The 20485-nt window shown below is 73.8% G+C and carries 21 protein-coding genes and 1 tRNA gene; 8 read left to right on the top strand and 14 right to left on the bottom strand.

Annotation, left to right across the window (positions count from 1 at the left end; all coding sequences use genetic code 11):
• Positions 1 to 59: 59 nt before the first annotated feature.
• Both ABD224_RS20885 and ABD224_RS20880 read right to left on the bottom strand, forming a co-directional pair.
• Positions 60 to 869, bottom strand: coding sequence for an SAM-dependent methyltransferase (locus tag ABD224_RS20885; protein WP_344052114.1), 810 nt, complete (start codon positions 867 to 869; stop codon positions 60 to 62).
• A gap of 56 nt (positions 870 to 925) precedes the next feature.
• Positions 926 to 1174 (bottom strand): hypothetical protein, encoded by a 249-nt coding sequence (locus ABD224_RS20880; RefSeq protein WP_344052112.1) that lies wholly within the window; start codon positions 1172 to 1174, stop codon positions 926 to 928.
• Between ABD224_RS20880 and ABD224_RS20875 the strand changes: the two genes are divergently transcribed.
• Complete coding sequence (locus tag ABD224_RS20875; RefSeq protein ID WP_344052110.1) at positions 1173 to 2045, top strand: Cof-type HAD-IIB family hydrolase; 873 nt, start codon at positions 1173 to 1175, stop codon at positions 2043 to 2045. The two genes, ABD224_RS20880 and ABD224_RS20875, sit on opposite strands and share 2 nt — an antisense overlap.
• A gap of 20 nt (positions 2046 to 2065) precedes the next feature.
• On the opposite strand, the gene ABD224_RS20870 is transcribed toward ABD224_RS20875, so the two are convergent.
• The 3 genes from ABD224_RS20870 to ABD224_RS20860 all read right to left on the bottom strand — a co-directional run bounded on the left by ABD224_RS20870 (position 2066) and on the right by ABD224_RS20860 (position 4901).
• Positions 2066 to 2674 (bottom strand): DUF3566 domain-containing protein, encoded by a 609-nt coding sequence (locus tag ABD224_RS20870; protein WP_344052108.1) that lies wholly within the window; start codon positions 2672 to 2674, stop codon positions 2066 to 2068.
• A 611-nt stretch (positions 2675 to 3285) separates the two neighbouring features.
• Complete coding sequence (locus tag ABD224_RS20865; RefSeq protein WP_344052105.1) at positions 3286 to 3768, bottom strand: Dps family protein; 483 nt, start codon at positions 3766 to 3768, stop codon at positions 3286 to 3288.
• 326 nt (positions 3769 to 4094) lie between these two features.
• Positions 4095 to 4901 (bottom strand): alpha/beta hydrolase, encoded by an 807-nt coding sequence (locus ABD224_RS20860; protein ID WP_344052103.1) that lies wholly within the window; start codon positions 4899 to 4901, stop codon positions 4095 to 4097.
• Positions 4902 to 4980: 79 nt separating this feature from the next.
• Between ABD224_RS20860 and ABD224_RS20855 the strand changes: the two genes are divergently transcribed.
• Positions 4981 to 5754 (top strand): sulfite exporter TauE/SafE family protein, encoded by a 774-nt coding sequence (locus tag ABD224_RS20855; protein WP_344052101.1) that lies wholly within the window; start codon positions 4981 to 4983, stop codon positions 5752 to 5754.
• Positions 5755 to 5762: 8 nt separating this feature from the next.
• Here the strand turns inward: ABD224_RS20855 and ABD224_RS20850 are convergent, their stop codons facing one another.
• Positions 5763 to 5918, bottom strand: a complete 156-nt coding sequence (locus ABD224_RS20850; protein WP_344052099.1) for a hypothetical protein — start codon at positions 5916 to 5918, stop codon at positions 5763 to 5765.
• Positions 5919 to 6335: 417 nt separating this feature from the next.
• On the opposite strand from ABD224_RS20850, the gene ABD224_RS20845 reads away from it, so the two are divergent.
• A complete protein-coding gene (locus ABD224_RS20845; protein WP_344052097.1) occupies positions 6336 to 7490 on the top strand; it encodes a serine/threonine-protein kinase in 1155 nt (384 codons plus the stop codon).
• Between the two features lie 306 nt (positions 7491 to 7796).
• On the opposite strand, the gene ABD224_RS20840 is transcribed toward ABD224_RS20845, so the two are convergent.
• Positions 7797 to 8990 (bottom strand): MGDG synthase family glycosyltransferase, encoded by a 1194-nt coding sequence (locus ABD224_RS20840; RefSeq protein ID WP_425581025.1) that lies wholly within the window; start codon positions 8988 to 8990, stop codon positions 7797 to 7799.
• A 169-nt stretch (positions 8991 to 9159) separates the two neighbouring features.
• On the opposite strand from ABD224_RS20840, the gene ABD224_RS20835 reads away from it, so the two are divergent.
• From ABD224_RS20835 to ABD224_RS20820, 4 genes are all read left to right on the top strand, one after another.
• Entirely contained in the window at positions 9160 to 10008 is an 849-nt protein-coding gene (locus ABD224_RS20835) for an SDR family NAD(P)-dependent oxidoreductase (RefSeq protein ID WP_344052094.1), read from the top strand.
• 17 nt (positions 10009 to 10025) lie between these two features.
• The gene (locus ABD224_RS20830; protein ID WP_344052092.1) at positions 10026 to 11045 is read left to right on the top strand and encodes a DMT family transporter; all 1020 of its coding nucleotides are present in this window, start codon (positions 10026 to 10028) and stop codon (positions 11043 to 11045) included.
• The gene (locus ABD224_RS20825; protein ID WP_344052091.1) at positions 11042 to 11803 is read left to right on the top strand and encodes a polysaccharide deacetylase family protein; all 762 of its coding nucleotides are present in this window, start codon (positions 11042 to 11044) and stop codon (positions 11801 to 11803) included. The genes ABD224_RS20830 and ABD224_RS20825 overlap by 4 nt, the downstream gene beginning before the upstream one ends.
• 214 nt (positions 11804 to 12017) lie before the next feature.
• Positions 12018 to 12764, top strand: a complete 747-nt coding sequence (locus tag ABD224_RS20820) for a cobalt-precorrin-6A reductase (protein ID WP_344052090.1) — start codon at positions 12018 to 12020, stop codon at positions 12762 to 12764.
• A gap of 57 nt (positions 12765 to 12821) precedes the next feature.
• Here the strand turns inward: ABD224_RS20820 and cobF are convergent, their stop codons facing one another.
• Together cobF and ABD224_RS20810 are read right to left on the bottom strand one after the other, a co-directional pair.
• Positions 12822 to 13592 carry a precorrin-6A synthase (deacetylating) gene (cobF, locus tag ABD224_RS20815; protein WP_344052088.1) on the bottom strand — a complete coding sequence of 257 codons (771 nt, stop codon included), beginning with the start codon at positions 13590 to 13592 and terminating at the stop codon, positions 12822 to 12824.
• 54 nt (positions 13593 to 13646) lie between these two features.
• Positions 13647 to 14195: a DUF309 domain-containing protein gene (locus ABD224_RS20810; protein WP_344052086.1), complete on the bottom strand. Its 549-nt coding sequence runs from the start codon at positions 14193 to 14195 to the stop codon at positions 13647 to 13649.
• A gap of 114 nt (positions 14196 to 14309) precedes the next feature.
• Here ABD224_RS20810 and ABD224_RS20805 point away from each other — a divergent pair.
• Positions 14310 to 14383: transfer RNA gene (locus tag ABD224_RS20805), tRNA-Pro, on the top strand.
• Positions 14384 to 14782: 399 nt separating this feature from the next.
• On the opposite strand, the gene ABD224_RS20800 is transcribed toward ABD224_RS20805, so the two are convergent.
• The 5 genes from ABD224_RS20800 to iolC all read right to left on the bottom strand — a co-directional run bounded on the left by ABD224_RS20800 (position 14783) and on the right by iolC (position 20429).
• Positions 14783 to 15568, bottom strand: a complete 786-nt coding sequence (locus ABD224_RS20800) for a GntR family transcriptional regulator (protein WP_344052084.1) — start codon at positions 15566 to 15568, stop codon at positions 14783 to 14785.
• Between the two features lie 65 nt (positions 15569 to 15633).
• Positions 15634 to 17517: a 3D-(3,5/4)-trihydroxycyclohexane-1,2-dione acylhydrolase (decyclizing) gene (gene iolD / locus ABD224_RS20795; protein ID WP_344052082.1), complete on the bottom strand. Its 1884-nt coding sequence runs from the start codon at positions 17515 to 17517 to the stop codon at positions 15634 to 15636.
• An 8-nt stretch (positions 17518 to 17525) separates the two neighbouring features.
• Complete coding sequence (iolB, locus tag ABD224_RS20790; RefSeq protein ID WP_344052080.1) at positions 17526 to 18452, bottom strand: 5-deoxy-glucuronate isomerase; 927 nt, start codon at positions 18450 to 18452, stop codon at positions 17526 to 17528.
• A gap of 122 nt (positions 18453 to 18574) precedes the next feature.
• Entirely contained in the window at positions 18575 to 19453 is an 879-nt protein-coding gene (locus tag ABD224_RS20785) for a Cgl0159 family (beta/alpha)8-fold protein (protein WP_344052078.1), read from the bottom strand.
• A gap of 13 nt (positions 19454 to 19466) precedes the next feature.
• A complete protein-coding gene (gene iolC, locus ABD224_RS20780) occupies positions 19467 to 20429 on the bottom strand; it encodes a 5-dehydro-2-deoxygluconokinase (protein WP_344052076.1) in 963 nt (320 codons plus the stop codon).
• Between the last annotated feature and the right edge of the window lie 56 nt (positions 20430 to 20485).

The following is a 20485-nucleotide window of genomic DNA, read 5'->3' as shown; positions in this document are numbered from 1 at the left end:
GGCCCACGGCCCCGTACGGCTCCCGCATCATCGCCCGCCGCCCGGCCGAACCGCCCGCGTCAGGGTTTCACGGCCACCGCGCCGAACTGCGGCACCACGGCGGGGGAGCCGTCGGCCCGCCACCGCGAGCACGGCACCAGCCCCGGCTCGACCAGGTCCAGGCCCTCGAGGAAGGAGGCGACCTCGGCGCGGGAGCGGGCGGTGATCGGCGGGGTGGCGTTCTGGTTCCAGAACTCCATGGCGGCCACGTTGCCCTCGCCGCCGAGATCGGCGTCGAAGGTCGGATGGGTCAGGACCAGGAAGCTGCCGGAGGGCACCGCGGCCATGATCCGGCGGACGATGTCGCGCGCCTTGTCGGTGTCCAGGACGAAGTTCAGGATGCCGAGCATCATCACCGCGACGGGCCGGCCGAAGTCGAGGGTCTCGGCGGCGCGTTCGGCGATGGTCTCCGGGTCGTGCACATCGGCGTCGAGGTAGGCGGTGGCGCCCTCGGGGGTGCTGGTCAGCAGGGTGCGGGCGTGGGCGAGAACGACCGGGTCGTTGTCGACGTACACGATCCGCGCGTCGGGAGCGATGCGCTGTGCGATCTCGTGGGTGTTGTCGACCGTGGGCAGCCCGGTGCCGATGTCCAGGAACTGCCGCACCCCGCGCTCGGCGGTCAGCCAGCGCACCGCCCGCCCGAGGAACTCGCGGTCGGCGCGGGCCACGTCCCGGACCACCGGGAACATTCCGGCGACGTGATCGCCGACCCGCTGGTCGACCTCGTAGTTGTCCTTGCCGCCGAGCCAGTAGTTCCACACGCGCGCGTTGTGCGCCACCGTGGTGTCCGGTCTCGGCGACCCGTTCGACGGGCTGTGGCTCTCGCTCACGTCTGCGCTCCTGCCTGTGTGGAATGCCGCTGACAGCGGCCCCGCGGCCGTCGCCGTCATTGTGCCGCCCGATGATCACTCCGTCCCGGGAAACGGTGGAACCGGTCGGTGCGCAGCGGCCGGAACCGGCCCGCCAGGGTCAAGGAAGGAGTCCTTACCAAGACCCGGTAGGGTGGGGCCCTGCCGTACGACACCCCGCACCGCATCCGGGCGCCCCGCCGCGCCACTGGCAGAAACACCAGCAGAAACACCAGCAGAAACACCAGCAGAAACACCAGCAGAAACACCAGCAGAAAAGCGGACATGCCCAGCACACCCTCGCCCCTGCGCACCGCCTCCGACCGGCCCGCGGAACCCGCCGGCATACGGCTGGTCGTCACCGACATGGACGGCACGCTCCTCGACGACGCCAAGCGCGTTCCCGCCGGGCTGTGGCCCGTCCTGGCCGAGCTGCGCCGACGCGACGTGCTCTTCAGCCCCGCCAGCGGCCGCCAGTACGCGACGCTGGCCGAGCAGTTCGCCGGCAACGACGAGGGCATGGTGTTCATCGCGGAGAACGGCACCTATGTCGTCCGGGACGGCGTGGAGCTGAGCTCCGACCCGCTGGAGCCGTCCGCCGTGACCCGTCTCGTCGCGGCCGCACGGGAACTCGCGGCGCGGGGAGCGGACGTGGGCGCCGTGGTCTGCGGCAAGCGGGCGGCCTATGTGGAGCGGACCGACGAGGCCTTCCTGGCCGAGGTCCGCAAGTACTACGTACGGCACCAGGTCGTGGCGGACGCCTCGGCCGTCGACGACGACATCATCAAGGTGGCCTTCTTCGACTTCGGGCCGGCCGAGCGGACCGTCGCGCCGGCACTGGCGCCGTTCGACGGCACCCACCAGGTCGTCGTCTCCGGCGAGCACTGGGTGGACGTCATGAACCTCACCGCCGGCAAGGGGGCCGCCCTGCGCCGGCTCCAGCAGGACCTGGGGATCACACCCGCCCAGACCGTGGTGTTCGGCGACTACCTCAACGACCTGGAGATGCTGGACGCCGCCGAGTGGTCGTTCGCCATGGCCAACGCCCACCCCGAGGTCATCGGGCGGGCCCGCCACCTCGCGCCCTCCAACAACGACAACGGCGTCCTGCGGACGATCGCCCGGCTGCTGCACCTCCCGGACGGCCTCGGCGGCTGACCGCCGGCACCGGTCGGCCGTCAGCCGGACACGGTCCCCTTCACCCGGCTGTCCGGGTCGTCCCGGCCGCTTTGGTGATCGCGGTCGGTACGGCCGGTGGGGCAGCTCCGCTCGTCGGGGCGGAGGGAGCCGGGCCGCCGGGTGCGGCGCAGTCGCCGGCCCGTCGCGGCGCAGCGGTCGGCGAAGTCGACGTACCGGGCGCCCCAGCCCGGGGGCGGAAAGCCCAGGCGGGCCTGGAGACGGCGGTACAGACGGCCGACGTCCGGCAGCAGTGCGGCACCCGCGGCCTCCGCCGCCGCGATGTCGTCGGCCAGCGTCAGATGGACGCCTCCGGCGTACTGCGACGACAGGTTGTAGAGGAACGCGCCGAGAGTCGCCAGCGCCGTACCCAGGATCACTTCCAGTGTCACGACCCCCGCGGCGATGGTGAGCGTCGAGCCGAAGGAGGGCCAGGCGTCCGGGTCCAGCAGGCTCAGCACGACCCAGACCGCCGTCATGGTGAGGAGCACGCAGATCCCCAGTCCCACCAGCAGCAGACAGCTCGTGGTCATCACCGACCAGGGGTCGGCTCTCGCTATGCGCAGGCGTATTGTGCGGCGGCCCCGGTGCGGCCGGTCGGCTGAGGTCATGCCGTGCTCCTCGTGAGGGGTACGACCGCCCGCGCGGTGCGCACATCGGCGGTCCGTCGAGTGGTGGCGCCGTGGGTGGCCGCGTCGGCCGGGGTCCGTGCGTGACGAGGCGGACGGAGCCGAGGCCCGCCCCGCGCGGGACGCAGCCGGCCGGCGGCGACCGCCGTACGGGGGCCGGGCGCCGGTCCGCCGTCCGGTGCGGGTGCGGACGGGCGGCGGACCGGCGTGATCGCGGCGGCGCACTGCGGTGAGTCCCATGGCCGACCGGCCTTCCACGCCGAACCGGTGCCCACGGACGGCGCCGGGCGTCCCGGGCACCCCTACGGGGGTGCGCGTTCGACGTTAGGCGCGCGGGCCCCGGCGCGCATGCCCGCCGCCGTGTGGCGGGGCCGCTCGGGTGACGGCGGCGGGTGCGACGGCCGTGACAGTCGTGACGGACGTGACGGTCGCGGGCCGCCGTGGCCGTGCGGCGCGGATCGCGCAGAGCGCAGAGCCCCGAGGCGCACGGCGTACGGCGTACTACGCGACAGGCGTACGACGCGACAACGGCGCCCGGATCCGCGGATCCGGGCGCCGGGGGATGTGCGGACGGGCGGCGGGCGCGCCGCCGTTCAGTCCTCTCCGCCCACGTTCTCGGCGGCGAACATCCAGCGCTGCTTCTCCAGTTCGGCCGTGACCGCGATCAGCAGGTCCTGGGTGACCGGGTCCGGCTTCTCGGTCGCGTCGATGCGCTCGCGCAGCCGCTGGACGGCCGCCTCCAGGGACTCGACCATGATCTCGACGACCTCCGCGTCGCGGACCCAGCCGTCCTTGGGGCCGGGCAGCGTGAAGGCCGAGGCGATGGTCTCCGGGCGCCCGTCCGGCGGCACGCCGAGCGCCGCGGCGCGTTCGGCGACCGTGTCGGCGAACGAGCGGGCGGCCGACACCACCTCGTCGAGCTGCAGATGGATGGAGCGGAACCGCGGTCCCACGATGTTCCAGTGCGCCTGCTTCCCGATCAGGGAGAGCCCGAGAAGGTCCACGAGGGTGCTCTGCAGCGCTTCTCCGGTGATCTGACGGGCCGAGTCGGGAATGACGCTCTTCACGACAGTCATACGGCGGTTCTCCTTGGGAAGTCGTCTCTGGCGGTACGGAGCAGTGCGGTGCGTTCCTCCTCGCCGGTCCCGCCTCCCGCGCCGAGGGTCCGTCCGCCGCCGTGGATGCGGGACGGACCCCGGGTGATCGCCGGACGGCGGGCGCGGACGGCTTCGGCGTCCGCGTCGTTCCGCGGGGCCGGCTCGCCCGTGCCTGCCGGAAGGGAGGGCCCGGGGTCCTCACCCACGCGGACGGCGCCGCACAACCACTCCATGCAGGCGCGGGTGCCCTTGACGTACCGGGGCAAACAACCGCGCCGGTGCCGCTCGGCGCGTGAGCGTGCCGCTCAGTGCGTGAGCACCCCGTCCAGGAAGTCCGTCAGGTCCGCGAAGACCTCGGCCCGGTTCGTCTCCAGGAACACCTCGTGCCGGGCGCCCGGGTAGATCCGCTCGGTCAGGGTGCCGCCGAGCCGCTCGATGCCGGCACGGCTCCCGTCGAGCGGGACCAGCCGGTCGTCGTCGCCGTGCAGCCACAGCACCGGCAGCGTGCCGAGGCCGCCGCCCTTGTCGACGGTGTCCAGGGCCCGCGCGAACGCCTCCACCGTCGGCCGCTTCATCGGGCCGTGCCAGACCAGCGGGTCCGCCGCGTACGCCGCGCCGACCGCCGGGTCCCGGGAGAGCGCGGCCGGGCTGACCGGCGTGTCGGGGATCTCGTCCAGGGCGAGCAGCTGGCGCGGCAGCTCCCAGGCGCCGATGACCGGCCCGGACAGGACGAGCGCGGTGAGCTCGCCGCCGTACCGCTGGGCGTAGCGGGCGGAGATCAGCCCGCCCATGGAGTGGCCGATCAGCACGAGCGGCAGCCCGGGGTGCGCGGCACGGGCGAGACCGGCCACGGCGTGCACATCGGTCACCACGTCCTCGAAGTCCTCCACGACCACGCGCTCGCCCGCCGACCTGCCGTGGCCCATGTGGTCGGGGCCGTAGACGACCGCGCCGTGCGCGCCAAGGACACCGGACAGCTCCTGGTAGCGGCCGGAGTGCTCGCCGTATCCGTGCACCACGAGGGCGATGTACCGCGGTCGCGGATGCGGCCACTCACGGACGGCGAGCGTGCCCCGGGTGCCGGTGAGCACGTGCTCGCGGGGGTCGGCCATGGTTCCTCCCAGGTGGCGGGACCGGGTGGCGGGACGGATTCCAGCCCCGCGCTTGTCCGGACATAGCATCGGTCACCGCATGAACACGATGACACTCTGGCACCTGTCCGGCTGGGAATTCACGGCGCTCGCCCTCGCGGCCCTGCTCGTCGGCTTCTCCAAGACCGCCGTCAGCGGGGCCGGCACGGTCAGTCTCGCCGTCTTCGCGGCCGTGCTGCCCGCCCGCGCCTCCACCGGGGTGCTGCTGCCGATCCTGATCGCCGGCGATGTGCTGGCCGTCCTCACCTACCGGCGGCACGCCCACTGGCCCACGCTGTGGCGGCTGTTCCCGGCGGTCGCGGCCGGGGTGGTCGTCGGCACCCTGTTCCTGATGCGGGCCGACGACGGGGCCGTACGGACCTCGATCGGCGCGATCCTGCTGCTGATGGTGGCCGTGACCGTGTGGCGGCGCCGCACCGCCGAGCGGGAGGCGGCACCGGACGCGGTCACCACCCGCGCGGGCCGCCTCAAGGCCCGTTCCTATGGTGTCCTCGGCGGTTTCACCACGATGGTCGCCAATGCGGGCGGCCCGGTGATGTCGCTCTATCTGCTCTCCGCGGGCTTCCGCAAGCTCGGCTTCCTCGGCACCTCGGCCTTCTTCTTCCTCGTCGTCAATGTCTCCAAGGTGCCCTTCAGCGTGGGCCTCGGTCTCATCGACACCCGCTCCCTGCTCCTCGACGCCGCCCTCGTGCTCTTCGTCGTCCCCGGTGCGCTGCTGGGCACATGGGCCGTGCACCGCATCAACCAGCGGCTGTTCGAACAGCTGGTGATCGGGGCGACGGTCGTGGGCGGTCTGCAGCTGCTGCTTCGGTAGCCGGCCGGTCAGGAGGTCATGCGCGCCAGCGTGGAGCGGAAGCGGTCGTAGCGCTCCACATCCGTCACATCATGGGCGCGTCGCGGGCGTCCCGCGACCATGCCCCAGATACTCGCCATGAAGATCGTCGCCAACGGAATGAGCAGCCACGTCAAAGGGTCCAAGATCGTCCTTCCTTTCCCGAGCGGATCACTTTCCCGAGTGGATCAGCGGGTAGGGCGACGATGGCACACATGATCAGCTCTGCATTTTGTACGACGAGGCGACTCCCTGCTTTTCACCCGGACAGGTTCAGGGGCAGGGGCTTCCCTCCCGGGAATCCGGCATGACCCGAACGGTCCGGGCGACCCGAACGGTCCGGACGACCTGAACGGTTCGAACGGGCCGAGCGGTCCGAATGACCCGGAGGAAACGGTCCGGAGGGGAAGTCCCTGGGTCATGCATCGGTCAGGAGCACCTCAACTGATCGTTAAGATGAGCCGGGTTGCCGCTACCCGCACGCGCCGCCCGGCTGCTGCCGCGCCCGCTGCGGAGAGCGGGTGTGCGCGGGTGGGACTCCAGGGGATCGAGGCGGGCTACACGTGCTGGTAGCAGGTCGGTACCGGCTGCAGACGGTCATCGGACGAGGCGGAATGGGCGAGGTCTGGCAGGCCCTCGACGAGGTGCTCGGCCGGCCGGTCGCGGTCAAGCTGCTGCTCAACGGGGCGGACGCCTCGGCCGAGGCCCGCTTCCGGATGGAGGCACAGACCTCGGCACGGCTGAACCACCCGCATGTGGTCGGGACACTCGACTTCGGCACCTGGGAGAACCGCTGCTTCCTGGTGATGGAGCTGGTCGACGGCGACAGCCTGGCCGACGAACTGGCCACCGGCGGTCCGCTCTCACCCGAGCGGCTGGCCCAGGTGGCGCAGCACTCGGCCGAGGGCCTGGCCGCGGCGCACGCCCAGGGCATCGTGCACCGGGACATCAAGCCCGGCAACCTGCTCAGCGACCGCAACGGCACCGTCCGCATCGCCGACTTCGGCATCGCCCGCTTCGTCGACGACCCCTCCAGCGGGCTCACCACCACCGGGCAGATCGTCGGCACCGGCCTGTACCTGGCGCCCGAACGGGCCATCGGCACCCCGGCGAGCGCGGCGTCCGACATGTACTCGCTGGGCTGCGTGCTCTACCACCTGGCCGTCGGAGCCCCGCCCTTCGAGGCCCCCACCGCGACCGCCCTGCTGTACCTGCACGTCGACTCCCCGCCCGTGCCGCCGCACCAGCGGGGCGCCTCGCTGCCGCCCGCCTTCGAGGCGTATCTGCTGAGCATGCTCGCCAAACGGCCGGAGGACCGGCCCACGGCCCGGCAGGCGGCGGACTGGTTCGCCAGCGGCGCCTGGCGCGGCGCGCCCGAGCCGCTTCCGCCGGAGCAGCCGGCCTCCGCCGTGCTCCCCTCCGGCCGCGGACCGGAGCAGCGGAGCGGGAGCCGGAGCACAGGCCAGGGACGCCGCCGCGCACCCGAGCACCGGAGCACCGGTGCCACGCACCGCCGGAGCGGCGGTGCCCACGCCGCGATCGCCCCGCGCCCCGTCCCGGTCACCACGGACGACGGCTGGAACACCAGCGTGCACCGGGTCCCTCCGCGGCGCCCCGGCCTGCGCCCCCTTCTGCGGCGCCACTTCCGTGTGGCCGCCGCCGTGGGCGGCACCGTCCTGTTCCTCCTGGCGCTGTTCCTCGGGATGGCGTTCTTCTAAGAGACGGGCTCGGCGGACGGGCCGCGCAGGCTGCCGGGCGTGCGGATCTCCGGTCGGCGGGGCGTACGGTCGGCGTGGCGGGCGGCCGGCGTGGCGGGCGGCCGGTGCTAGGGGGTGTCGTTTGGATCAGGCCGGCTCCGATGGGCGGTGCCTGGTGACCGAGGTGAGCGGGGTTCGGTGCGTGCAGATGCAAGGCGGAGAGAGGGACCGATGAAGGGGCCGACGCGGAGCGTCGGCGAGTGACGACAACGCGGCAGATGGGCGTGCCGAACCCCGCGACCTGCGGCATGATCCAAACGACACCCCCTACGGGTGGCCCGCCCCCCGGATCCGTACGAGCCGGGACAGCGCGTCCTCCCGGAACAGGGCCCGGCCGGCCGTGATCCGCCGTTCGCGCCACGGACCCGGTTCCGTGAGCCGGGTCAGGGAGTGCAGGAGAGCGGACGTGTCGGGGGCGTGATCGGCAAGGCCCAGCCCCGCCATGCGGCGCACCCCCTCCGCGCCGTGTCCGGGCAGGGGACGGTGGCCGACGACCGGCAGACCGGCGGCGAGCGCCTGGACGGCCGTCTGACCGGCCGCGTTGTCCACCAGCGCGGCGCAGGCATGCAGCAGGTCCGGCATGTCGCTCACCCAGCCGGGAGCGAGGACACCCGGCACATCGGACAGGGCGCGCCGCAGACGCTCATTGCGTCCGCACAGGACGACCGGCAGGAAGCCGTGCGCCGCGAGCAGCCGCGCGGTGCCGGGCAGTTGGCTGCCGGCTCCCCAGGCGCCCGCGGAGACCAGCACCGCGGGCCGGCCGCCGCCGTACCGCTCCAGCCGGCGCCGCCATCCGGCCGCTCCCGGTCCCTCGGAGAAGAACTCCGGCGCCACCACCGGACCGGTTGCCACCGCCGGCCGGCCGATGCCCCGGCGGACCTCCTGGGCGGCCTCCTCGCTGACGCACAGGTAGAGGTCGTTGCCCGGATGCAGCCACTGCCGGTGCACGGCGAAGTCGACGACGACCACCGCACCGGGGACCCGGAGCACCCCGCGGTTGCGGAGATGGCCGGTGAGCTGGGCCGCCAGATGGAAGACGGACACCACGACATCGGGCCGCCACTCCCGCACCAGACGCATCAGCCGGCCGCCCGCGAGCCGCGCCAGCGGGGTGCCGCTCGGGCGGGGCCGGGGGCCGGGGCGCAGAAAGAAGTCGTAGATACCGGCATAGACCCAGGGGGCCTTCCGGACGGCCGCCCGGTAGAAGCCGCGCAGACCACCGCCCAGGCCGTACGGCAGAAGAGCCAGCACATCGACGACCAGGGCCTGCCTGCCGTCGGCGCGGGCACGGCGGGCCAGCTCGGCGGCCACCGTGTCATGACCCGACCCCATGCTCGCGGAGACGATGAGCAGCCGCTCGGCCTCCCGGGGCACCCCCGGGCCGGGGCGGACGGGGGCGCGGCCGGCACGGGGGTCCCGAGCGGCGGACAGCGGTGGCGGTACGGACGAATCGGACGACACTGGAAGTAAGTAACCCTCACCCACCGCAGTCAAACGGGCGGGCACACCCTCGCCCGTCCCAGGTTTCGGGCACGGTCCCCGGGATACTTCGGCATCCCGCAGGCCGTCCCGGACCACCGGGGCCGCACCTGCGGCCCTCGGTCCCGTCCGACCCCCGAGGTGCGTCCCGATGCCCCACGCCCCTTCCCGCGCACGGTCCGACTCCGGTACGTCCGTCGAGGCATCCGCGGTCCCGGGCGCCGTCCGCCGCCGGACCACCGGCGCGGCGGTGCCGGGCGGAGGTGCGCTGGTGACCGGCGCCTCGTCCGGGATCGGCGCGGCCGTCGCCCGGCGGCTCGCCGCGGAGGGCGGCTGGCGCCTGGTGCTCAACGGGCGCGACCGCGCCCGGCTGGAGGAGGTCGCCCGCGGCACCTCCGCCGTCGTCTACCCGGCGGACCTGTCCGACCAGGGGGCCGAGCGGCGGCTGGTCGAGTTCGCCCTCGACAGCGTCGGCCAGGTGGATCTCCTGGTGGCCGGGGCGGGCATCGGCTGGGCCGGTCCGTTCAGCACCATGCCGCAGCACGCCATCGACGAGGTGTTCGACGTCAATGTGCTGGCCACCTTGCGCCTGGTCCGGCTGCTGCTGCCGCAGATGATCGGGCGGGGCACCGGCCGCGTGGTCCTGATCGGCTCCCTGGCCGGCACGGTCGGCGTCCGCGACGAGGCGGTCTACTCCGCCGCCAAGGCCGCCCTGGCCACCTTCGCCGACGCCGTGCGCCACGAACTGCGCGGCACCGGGGTCGGCATCAGCCATGTGGTGCCCGGAGTGGTCGACACGCCGTTCTTCGACCGCCGGGGAGTGCCCTACCGGCGCTCCTGGCCCAGGCCCGTCCCGGCCGGCCGGGTCGCCGACGCGGTGTGGGAGGCGGTGTCCCGGGGCCGTGACGAGGTGTACGTCCCCGGCTGGACCCGGCTGCCCGGCCGGGTCCGCGGCGCGGCGCCCGCGCTCTACCGGCGTCTTGCCGCACGGTTCGGGTGACGGGCGGGGGGTGAACGGTGCTCACCATCGTCCTCGCGCTGCTCTCCGCGTGCTCCAATGCGGCGGCTTCGGTGCTGATGAGGCGCGCGGCGACGGTGAGGGGGAACGGCGGAGGCGGAGGCGGCGGGGGAGACGGGGGCGGCGCCGCTCGGGGGACGGGGGCACCGGACGGCTCCGGCGGGGCACCGGACGGCTCCGGCGGGGCACCGGACGGCGGACGCGGGCCGGCGGGCCGGCGCTCCCGGCCCGCCCGTGCGAGGGCACGGCGGTTCTGGCTGGCCGGGGCGTCCCTGATGGGCGTGTCCGCGCTGCTGCAGGCCGCGGCGCTGGCCGTCGGCAGCCTGGCACTCGTCCAGCCGCTGCTGGCCACCGAACTGCTGTTCACCCTGGTGCTGGGCAGCCTCGTCTTCCACCGGCGCCCGGACCGGATCACCTGGCTGTCCTTCCTGGCCCTGGCCGCCGGGCTGGCCCTCTTCCTCGGTGCCGCCGACCCGACCCCCGGAAGCCCCGTGGCCAAGAACGGGCGCTGGATCCCGGTCGGCATCGCCCTGGCGTGCCTGGTGACCGGGCTGCTCGTCGTGGGACGGCTGCTCAAGGGGCCGCCCCGGGCCGCCGTCCTCGGTCTGGCGTCGGCCGTGCTGTTCTCGGCGACGGCGGCCTTCCTGAAGGAGGCGACGGGCGTGTTCCCGCAGGGCCCGGCCGCGCTGGTGACCCACTGGACGCCCTACGCCACGGCAGCCGCCGGTCTGGCCGCCTTCGGGGTGCTCCAGCTGGCCTTCCGGGCGGGCACCCTGGTCGCCTCCCAGCCCGCCCTCACCCTCGGGGACGCCCTGACGAGCGTGGTGCTCGGAGTGGTCCTGTTCGGGGAACGCATCGCCCTGGGCTTCCACCTGCTGCCCGAGGCCGTCGGCATCGGCCTCATCGCGACCGGCACGATCGGCCTGGCCCGCTCTCCCGCCGTGTCCGGCCAGTGGGACACCGAGCCGGCGCGCGGCACGGCGTCCGACCGGGGAAGGGCACAGGCGGAGCACCCATGAGGAGGCGGACGGGAGCACCGGGCGGCCGTGCCGGGCGGGTCACGGCGGCGGCCCTCGCGCCCGTCGCCGCCGTCGCGGCCGCGCACATCGTCCCGGCGGCCACCTGGCTGCCCCGCTTCCGGGTCCGCTGCTTCCCGCGCCTGGCGGGGACCGGCCGCCCCGACCACATCGCACTGACCTTCGACGACGGCCCGGACCCGGTCTGCACCCCGCACTTCCTGGACGAGCTGGACCGGCTCGCCGTGCACGCCACCTTCTTCGTCCTCGGCGAGAGAGTGGCCCGGCACCCCGAGCTCACCCGGCACATCGCACAGCGGGGCCATGAACTGGCCGTGCACGGCTGGACCCACAGCCGTCCCTGGCTGCCGACCCCGGGCCGGGACCTGCGGGAGACGGCGCGGGCGGCCGGCGTCCTGTACGACACGACCGGCCGCCGGCCGTACTGGTACCGCCCGCCCTACGGCATCCTCACCTCCGGCCGCTGGGCCGCCGCCCGGCGCGTCGGCCTGCGCCCGGTGCTGTGGACCGCCTGGGGCCGGGACTGGACACCCGACGCCACCCCCGCCAGCGTCCGCACCACCGTCCTCGCCGATCTGCGCGGCGGCGGCACCGTCCTCCTCCACGACTCCGACCACGCCTCGTCCCCCGGCTCCTGGCGCGTCACCCTCGCCGCCCTCCCCGTCCTGATCGGAATCTGCCACGACAGGGGCTGGACCGTGGGCCCCCTGGCCGAGCACGGCCTGGACCGGCGGCCCTGAGCCCGGCCCGGCCTCCGGGCATGAGCGCCCCGCCGTCCGGGCACGAGAGTCCCGGTCGCCCGGACACGAGCGGGCCCCGCACCCGGCCGTCCGCCCGTCCGCCCGTCCGCCTGTCCGACCGGACGGGCGGGTGGCTGGACGGCCGAATGACCGGATGGATGACCGGACGCCCTCGGGTGCCGCCCGGCACACGCCCCCGCGTACTCTCGACGCCATGCCCTCCCACGTCCTGATCCTCGGCGGCACCGCCGAGGCACGTGAGCTGGCCGCGGTGCTCGCGGCGCGCGAAGACGTGCGGGTGACCAGTTCACTGGCGGGACGGGTGACACGGCCCGGCGCGGTGGACGGGGAGGTGCGCATCGGCGGCTTCGGCGGAGCCGAGGGGCTGGCCGCATGGCTGCGGGAGCACCGCGTGGACGCCGTCGTCGACGCCACGCACCCCTTCGCCGAGACGATCACACGGAACGCGGCGCGGGCCGCGTCGGCGACCGGCGTGCCCCTGGTGGTGCTGCGCCGGCCCGGCTGGCGGCCGGGGCCCGGGGACCGCTGGCACATGGTGGACTCGCCGACCGCGGCGGCGGAACTGCTGCCCCGGCTGGGCCGCCGGGTCTTCCTCACCACCGGACGGCTCGGCCTCGCCGCCTTCGCCCACCTGGCCGACCTGCACTTCGTCCTGCGGTCGGTGGAACCCCCCGAGCCGCCGATGCCGCCGGACCTGCGGGTCGTCCTGGCCCGGGGCCCGTTCACCGAGGCCGACGAGACGGAACTGCTCAGGACGCACCGCATCGACGTCCTGGTGACCAAGGACAGCGGAGGCACGGCCACGGCGGCCAAACTCTCCGCCGCACGCCGCCTCGGACTGCCGGTCGTCGTCGTACGCCGCCCGCCGCTGCCGTCACGGCTGGCCGCGGTGCCGGACGTGCCCGCCGTACTGGAACGGCTGGGGCCCGTGCTCGGCTGACGCCCGCCCCGCCTGCTCCTTCCCCGCTTCCTTCCCTGCTCCTTCGGGTGCCGGCCCCTACTCCTTCGGATGCCGGCGCAGCAGATAGGTGTCCATGACCCAGCCCTTGCGCTCACGGAGCTCGGCCCGCAGCCGCTCGATGCGCGGCGCGGCCTCGGCGAGCGGGCCGGAGACGAGGACCTCGTCCGGGGTGCCGATGCAGGCGCCCCAGTAGATGTCGATGTCCTGGTCGGCGTACTGCCGGAACACCTGATGGGCGTCCAGCATCACCACCACGTCGTCCACTCCCTCGGGGAACCCCTCGGCGAGCCGCCGGCCCGTGGTGATCTGCACCGGCCGGGCGACCCGGTTGAGCCCCGTACGGTGCCGGGCCACCAGCGCCGAGACGCTGCTGATGCCGGGCACCACGTCGTACGTGAACTCCACCGTGCCCCGCGCCAGCACCTCCTCGAGGATGCCCAGCGTGCTGTCGTACAGCGCCGGATCCCCCCACACCAGGAACGCGCCGGTCTCGTCCTCGCCCAGCTCCTCGGCGATCAGCCGCTCGTAGATGTCCGCACGGGCCCTGCGCCAGTCCTCGACGGCGGGGGAGTAGGCGGCGCCGCCCGCCGACCGGTCCCGCTCCGGGTCCCGCGCCCGGACCACGCGGTACGTCCCCTCGGGCACGTGGGTGCGCAGCATGTCCCGGCGCAGCTCGACGAGATCCGACTTGGCCTCGCCCTTGTCGAGGACGAAGAACACGTCCGTGTCGCGCAGCGCCTTGACCGCCTGCAGGGTGAGCTGGTCGGGATCGCCCGCGCCGATGCCGATGACATGAATCCTTCGCACGCCCCGAGTGTGCCGTACGGCACCGGCGGCCCGGCACCGCGCCCCCGCCCGGCGCTATGCCCCGCCCCGCAGCCGAGGTGCCCGCTCCGCCGGGTCCACCGCACCCGCCGCCCCGCTCTCCACGGCGTCCGCCAGCTCCCGCGCCCACGCCAGAAGCCCCGGGACGTCCATGCCGTACGGAGCCTGCTCCCCGGTGTCCGCCACCCACTCCTCCACGGCTCCCGCCCCGCGCCGCAGCAGCCGGGCACCGCCGGTGGCATTGCCGCGGGCCGCGTGCGTGAGCCCCACCGCGAGCTGGGCCAGCCCGCGCCACAGGGTGCGCTCCTCCTGCGGCCCCGACTTCCAGGCGTCCTCGAAGACCTCGTGTGCGTGGAAGGGCCTGCCCGCGTCCAGCAGTGCCTGGGCCTCGGCGACCGTCTCCTGCGGGGTGCGTACCACGCCCTCGGGCTGCCGGGGCACACCGTCGGCCCCGTACGACAGGGGCCGCCCCAGCCCGTCCCGCGGCCGCGCGTTGCGCGCCCGTCCCTCGCTGTCCCGGTCCCGTACGACGGCCGGCCTGCCGGAGGGCGTGCCGGAAGGCGTGCTGCTGGATGCGCTGCTCATGGGCCGATTGTCCCCCTTGTCTGCGCTCGTCTTCGCTCCCGCTTCGGCGCGGCCTTCGAGGTGCGGTAAAGTGATGCTCGCGCGATCACGCGGGTCCACCGCGGAGGAGCGCACCGGGACGTGGCGCAGCTTGGTAGCGCACTTGACTGGGGGTCAAGGGGTCGCAGGTTCAAATCCTGTCGTCCCGACTCGAGTGAGTCGCAGCTCAGGGGATGTTCCGAAGGATTCGGGACATCCCCTTGATCATGTGAGGGACCTGCCGGGGCCGGTTGGACCAGTCGGACCGGCTGGACCGGCTGGACCGGGGAGAGCCGGCCAGGACCGGCCAGGACCGGCCAGGACCGGCCAGGACCGCCGCCCCCGACCACCGTGCCGCAGGACCCACGACCAGGCGCGGCGATGAGCACGGGCCGCGGCCTCCGTCCCGAGCATGTGGCCGGCCGTGCCCGACGACCGTGCGGAGCCACCGCGCCGACGGGACGCGGTGGACGAGGACACAAGACACCGGAACGCGGCCCGGCGGTGGAGTCGGCGCCGCGGGTTCCGTCGGCGCGGACCGTCCGGGCGCCCCGCCGGCCGCCGTGCGCTCAGGGCCGCACCAGCAGCTGGAAGTCGAACGCGTACCGGGACGCGCGGTACACGTGCTGCGCGTACTCCACCGCCCGTCCCGTGTCGTCGTACGTCGTGCGCTGCATGGTGAGCAGGGCGGCGCCCTCCTTCTCGTCGAGCAGGGCGGCCTCCTCGGCGTCGGCCGCGCGGGCACCGATGGTCTGGCGGGCGCTGTGCAGGGTGATGCCCGCCGAGCGCATCAACCGGTACAGGCCCGTCGACTCCAGCCGGGCGGTGTCCGGCTGGAGCAGGGTGACCGGCAGGTAGTTGCACATGAACGCCACCGGCTGGCCATGGGTGAACCGCAGCCGCTCCAGCACCGTCACCTCGCCGCCCTCGGCGAGGCCGAGCGCGGAGGCCACGTCGGCGGGCGCGGGCACACGTTCGTTGCGCAGCACGCGCGTGGTGGGAATCTGTCCGGCCGTCTCCAGGTCGTCGTAGAGGCTGCTGAGCTCCAGGGGGCGTCTGACCTTGCTGTGCACCACCTGGGTGCCCACCCCGCGCCGCCGGACCAGCAGCCCCTTGTCGACCAGGGACTGGATGGCCTGGCGGACCGTGGGGCGGGACAGCCCCAGACGTACGGACAGGTCTATCTCGTTGCCCAGGAGGTCCCCCGGGGCGAGGGCACCGCGCTCGATCGCCGCTTCCAGTTGCTGGGCGAACTGGTAGTACAGCGGCACCGGACTGCTCCGGTCCAGGGAGAAGTCCAGGGAATCGAGCGCGGAGGCGGTCCCGGCACGGGAGCGGTCACCGGTCGTCGCCACGGGGTACCCCCTTCGGGTCGGGTGGGAAGGTGCGCGGCCTCGGGCGGCCTGTCGGCGAGGGGAGATCACAGGTGACGGCGGCGGGCGGCCACCTCGCGGTCGTAGCGTTCCCGGGCGGCCACGGCGGCCTCCCGGGAGGCCACCTCGGCCACCGGCACGTCCCACCACGCCTCGGCCGGAGGAGCGGCCGGGGCCTGGGGGTCCGTGGTCGTCTCGATGTAGACGCAGATCGGCCGGTCGGAGGCGCGGGCCGTGCGCAGCGCCTGGCGCAGCTCGCCCACCGTCTTGGCACGTAGCACCTCCATGCCGAGGCTGCCGGCGTTGGCGGCGAGGTCCACGGGCAGCGGGGCCCCGGTGAAGGTGCCGTCGGCGGCGCGGTAGCGGTAGGCGGTGCCGTACCGCTCGGCGCCCACCGACTCCGACAGGCCGCCGATGGAGGCGTACCCGTGGTTCTGGACCAGGACCACCTTGATCGGCAGGCCCTCCTGGACGGCCGTGACGATCTCCGTCGGCATCATCAGATAGGTGCCGTCGCCGACCAGCGCCCACACCGGAGCGTCCGGTGCGGCCTGCTGCACACCGATCGCGGCCGGGATCTCGTAGCCCATGCAGGAGTAGCCGTACTCCAGGTGGTACTGGCGCGGCGAACGGGCCCGCCACAGCTTGTGCAGGTCGCCGGGGAGCGAACCGGCCGCGTTGATCACCACGTCCTCGTCGCCCACGACCGCGTCCAGCGCGCCCAGCACCTGCGTCTGGGACGGTACGGCGCTGTCGTCGTCCGCGCGGTACGCCGCCTCGACCAGCTGCTCCCAGCGCTCCTTGCCGGCCCGGTACTCGGCCTCGTACCCGGCGTCCACGCGGTGGCCGGCCAGTGCCTCGGTGAGCGCCGTGAGCCCGGCCCGCGCGTCGCAGACCAGGGTCGTGGCCGCCAGCTTGTGGGCGTCGAACGCGGTGATGTTGAGGTTGAGGAAGCGGACGTCCGGGTTCTGGAAGAGGGTGCCGGAGGCCGTGGTGAAGTCGGTGTAGCGGGTGCCGATGCCGATGACCAGGTCGGCGGTGCGCGCGAGGTCGTCGCTGACGGCCGTGCCGGTGTGCCCGATGCCGCCGAGGTCGGCCGGGTGGTCGTGGCGCAGCGAGCCCTTGCCGGCCTGGGTGGAGGCGACCGGGATGCCGGTGGCGTCGACGAACGCCTTCAGCGCCTCCTCGGCCCCGCTGTGGTGGACGCCGCCGCCGGCCACGATCAGCGGGCGCCGGGCGGCCCGCACGGCGCGCACCGCCTCGGCGAGTTCGGCCGGGTCCGGCGCGGGACGCCGGATCCGCCACACCCGCTCGGCGAAGAACTCCTCGGGCCAGTCGAAGGCCTCCGCCTGCACGTCCTGCGGCAGGGCGAGGGTGACCGCGCCCGTCTCGGCCGGGTCGGTCAGGACCCGCATCGCGTTCAGCGCGGAGGGGATCAGCGCCTCGGGGCGGGTGATCCGGTCGAAGTAGCGGGAGACCGGGCGCAGGGTGTCGTTGACCGACACATCCGCCTCCACCGGGTGCTCCAGCTGCTGCAGCAGCGGGTCGGCGGGGTGCGCGGCGAAGTAGTCGCCGGGCAGCAGCAGCACCGGCAGACGGTTGATGGTGGCCAGGGCGGCGCCGGTGACGAGGTTGGTGGCGCCCGGCCCGATGGACGTCGTCACCGCCTGCGTGGACAGACGGTCGCGCTGACGGGCGTAGCCGACCGCCGCGTGCACCATCGCCTGCTCGTTGCGGCCCTGGTGGAACGGCATGACGTCCTCACCGGCCTCCACCAGCGCCTGCCCGAGGCCCGCCACGTTGCCGTGGCCGAAGATGCCCCAGGTGCCGGCGATCAGCCGGTGCCGTACACCGTCCCGCTCGGTGTACTGGGCGGCGAGGAACCGCACCAGCGCCTGGGCGACGGTGAGACGGGTCGCGGAGTGACTCATCGTGGACCTCACTGGGACGACGGGGCGGAAGGGGCGGAAGAAGGAGAGGAGGGGGCGGTGTAGAGGGGAAGGCGGGGGTCGACCGGCTGCCCGGGCCAGGTGTCGCGGACCCAGGCGTGGTCGGGGTGGTCGCAGATCAGCCAGGCACGCTCGGCCCCGGGGCCGGCCATGACGTTGAGGTAGTACATGTGGTGGCCGGGCACGGCCATCGACGGCCCGTGCCAGCCGTTCGGGATCAGGATCACGTCGCCGTCGCGCACCTCGGCCAGCACATCCGTCTCCCGGTCCGGACCGGACGGGGAGACCCGCTGGTAGCCGAGGCCGGGGATGCCGTCGTGGGCGGCGAACTCGAAGTAGTAGATCTCCTCCAGGACCGACTCCTCGTCGGGCCGGTGCTCGTCGTGCTTGTGCGGCGGGAAGGAGGACCAGTTGCCGCTCGGGGTGAGCACCTCCACGGCGATCAGCTTGTCGCACTCGAAGACACCGGCGGCGCCGAAGTTGTTGACCTGGCGGGAGCAGTTCCCGGTGCCGCGCAGCTCCACCGGGACGCCGGAGGCCGGGCCGTAGCGGGCGGGCAGGCGCCGGGTGCAGCGGGCGCCGGTGAGCGCGAAGCGCCCGCCGTCGGCCGACGAGACGGTCGTACGGGCGTCGCGGGGTGCGTACGCGAAGTCGCTCACGCCGCTGAACACGCTGTCACGGCCGGTCAGGTGGAAGGTCTGTGCGCCGGAGTCGTCGGTGACGTCCACCGCGCAGCCGCCGCTGAGCGGCAGCACGATCCACTCGCTGTCGCCGGTGTCGAAGGTGTGCGACCCGCCCGGCGGCAGTTCCAGCACACGCAGACTGGAGTAGCCCCAGCCGGCGGACTCGGGGCTGACGTCCACGGCATAGGGGCCGCCGAGCGCCTTGCCGGCGGGGAGGTGGTAGGGGCTGGTCACGGGATGCCTCCTTGTCACGGCGGGCACGGGGCGTTCCGGTGCGGCGCGTTCCGGTGCGACGCGTTCGGGTACGACGCGCCCGGACACGGTGCTGTCGGACGGCGCGGGCGCGGCGGACCCGGTCACAGCAGGCTCACGGCGGTGTCCACCGCGGTCTCCACACTGCCCTCGGCCGGGTACAGCAGCGACCGGCCGACGACCATGCCCTGGACGGTGGGGAGCCGGAGGGCCTTGCGCCAGCGCTCATAGGCGCCCTCCTGGTCGCGGCCGACCTCGCCGCCGAGCAGGACGACCGGCAGGGTGGAGGTCTGCAGCACCTCGGCCATGTCGTCCGGGTTCTCGGTGACGGGCAGTTTCAGCCAGGTGTAGGCGGAGGTGCCGCCCAGGCCCGAGGCGATGGCGATGGAGCGGGTGACGGCCTCGGCGGACAGGTCGTTGGTGACCTTGCCGTCGATCCGGCGGGAGACGAACGGCTCGACGAACACCGGCAGACGCAGCTCGGCCATCTCGTCGATGGCCCGTGCGGCGGACTCCATGGTGGCCAGCGACCCCGGGTCGTCGTAGTCGATGCGCAGCAGCAGCTTGCCCGCGTCGAAGCGGAACCGGGCGATGTCACGGGCCCGGTGGCCGGTGAAGCGGTCGTCCATCTCGAAGGACGCGCCCGCGAGGCCGCCGCGGTTCATCGACCCCATGACGACCTTGCCGTCGAGCACCCCGAGGAGCAGCAGGTCCTCCAGGATGTCGGCGGTGGCGAGCACCCCGTCGACGCCGGGCCGTGACAGCGCGATGCACAGGCGCTCGAGCAGGTCGGCGCGGTTGGCCATGGCGAGTCTGCGGTCGCCGACGCCGAGCGCCCCGCGTGCGGGGTGGTCGGCGGCCACGATCATCAGCCGGCCGCTGTCGCCGATCAGCGGGCGACGCGTCCGGCGTGCGGCCGCCTCGGCGACGGCCTCGGGATGCCGGGCCCGGACCGCGGTCAGGTCGGGGATGCTGAAGGTCACCAGGTAGCTCCGTTCAGGGGGTGGCTCGCGCGAGGAGGTCGTCGATCTCCGCCTCGGTGGGCATCGCGGAGGAGCAGGCAAGACGGGAGGCGACAAGGGCGCCGGCCGCATTGGCGTACCGCATGATTCTCGCCAGGTCCCAGCCGGCCAGCAGTCCGTGGCAGAGCGAACCGCCGAAGGCGTCGCCGGCGCCGAGGCCGTTGACGACCTCGACGGGCACCGGCGGGACCTCGGCGCGGGTGCCGTCCCGGTGCACCGCGAGGACGCCCTTGGGGCCCTGCTTGACGACGGCCAGCTCCACACCGGCCTCCAGCAGCGCCTCGGCGCAGGCCTCGGGCGCGCGCACACCGGTGGCGATCTCGCACTCGTCGACGTTGCCGACGGCCACGGTGACATGCCGCAGCGCCTCGGCGTAGTACGGACGGGCATGGTCGGGATCACGCCAGAACATCGGCCGCCAGTCGAGGTCGAACACCGTGATGCCCGCCTTGTCGCGCGCCATGAGGGCGGCCAGCGTGGCGGAGCGGCTGGGCTCCTCGCTCAGACCGGTGCCGGTGATCCAGAAGATCCGGGTGGCCCGGATGGCGGAAAGGTCCAGCTCATCGGTGCGGATCTCCAGGTCCGGCGCCTTGGGCCGGCGGTAGAAGTAGAGAGGGAAATCGTCCGGCGGGAAAATCTCGCAGAAGGTCACCGGGGTCGGGTACTGCGCGACCGGTGTGACCCAGCGGTCGTCGACACCGAATTCCTTCAGGGCCTCGTGCAGATAGACACCGAAGGGATCGTCGCCGGTGCGGGTGATCACCGCGGAGGAGCGGCCGAGCCGGGCCGCGGCGACGGCCACGTTGGCGGCCGAACCGCCCAGGAACTTGCCGAAAGTCTCCACCTGTGCCAGGGGCACACCGGACTGCAGAGGATAGAGATCGACGCCGATGCGTCCCATCGTGATCAAATCGAAAGGCTGGGCTGACTCGTCCATGTGCAAAGCTCCTTGAGCTGGGCGGGGGCATGGCTCTCGGACGAGCCCGCGACAAT

Origin of the sequence: Streptomyces thermoalcalitolerans, from assembly GCF_039525155.1 — a bacterium.
GTDB classification, from domain to species: Bacteria; Actinomycetota; Actinomycetes; order Streptomycetales; family Streptomycetaceae; genus Streptomyces; species Streptomyces thermovulgaris.
Note: the sequence above shows the minus strand (reverse complement) of the source record. Positions and strands in the feature narration are given on the sequence as shown.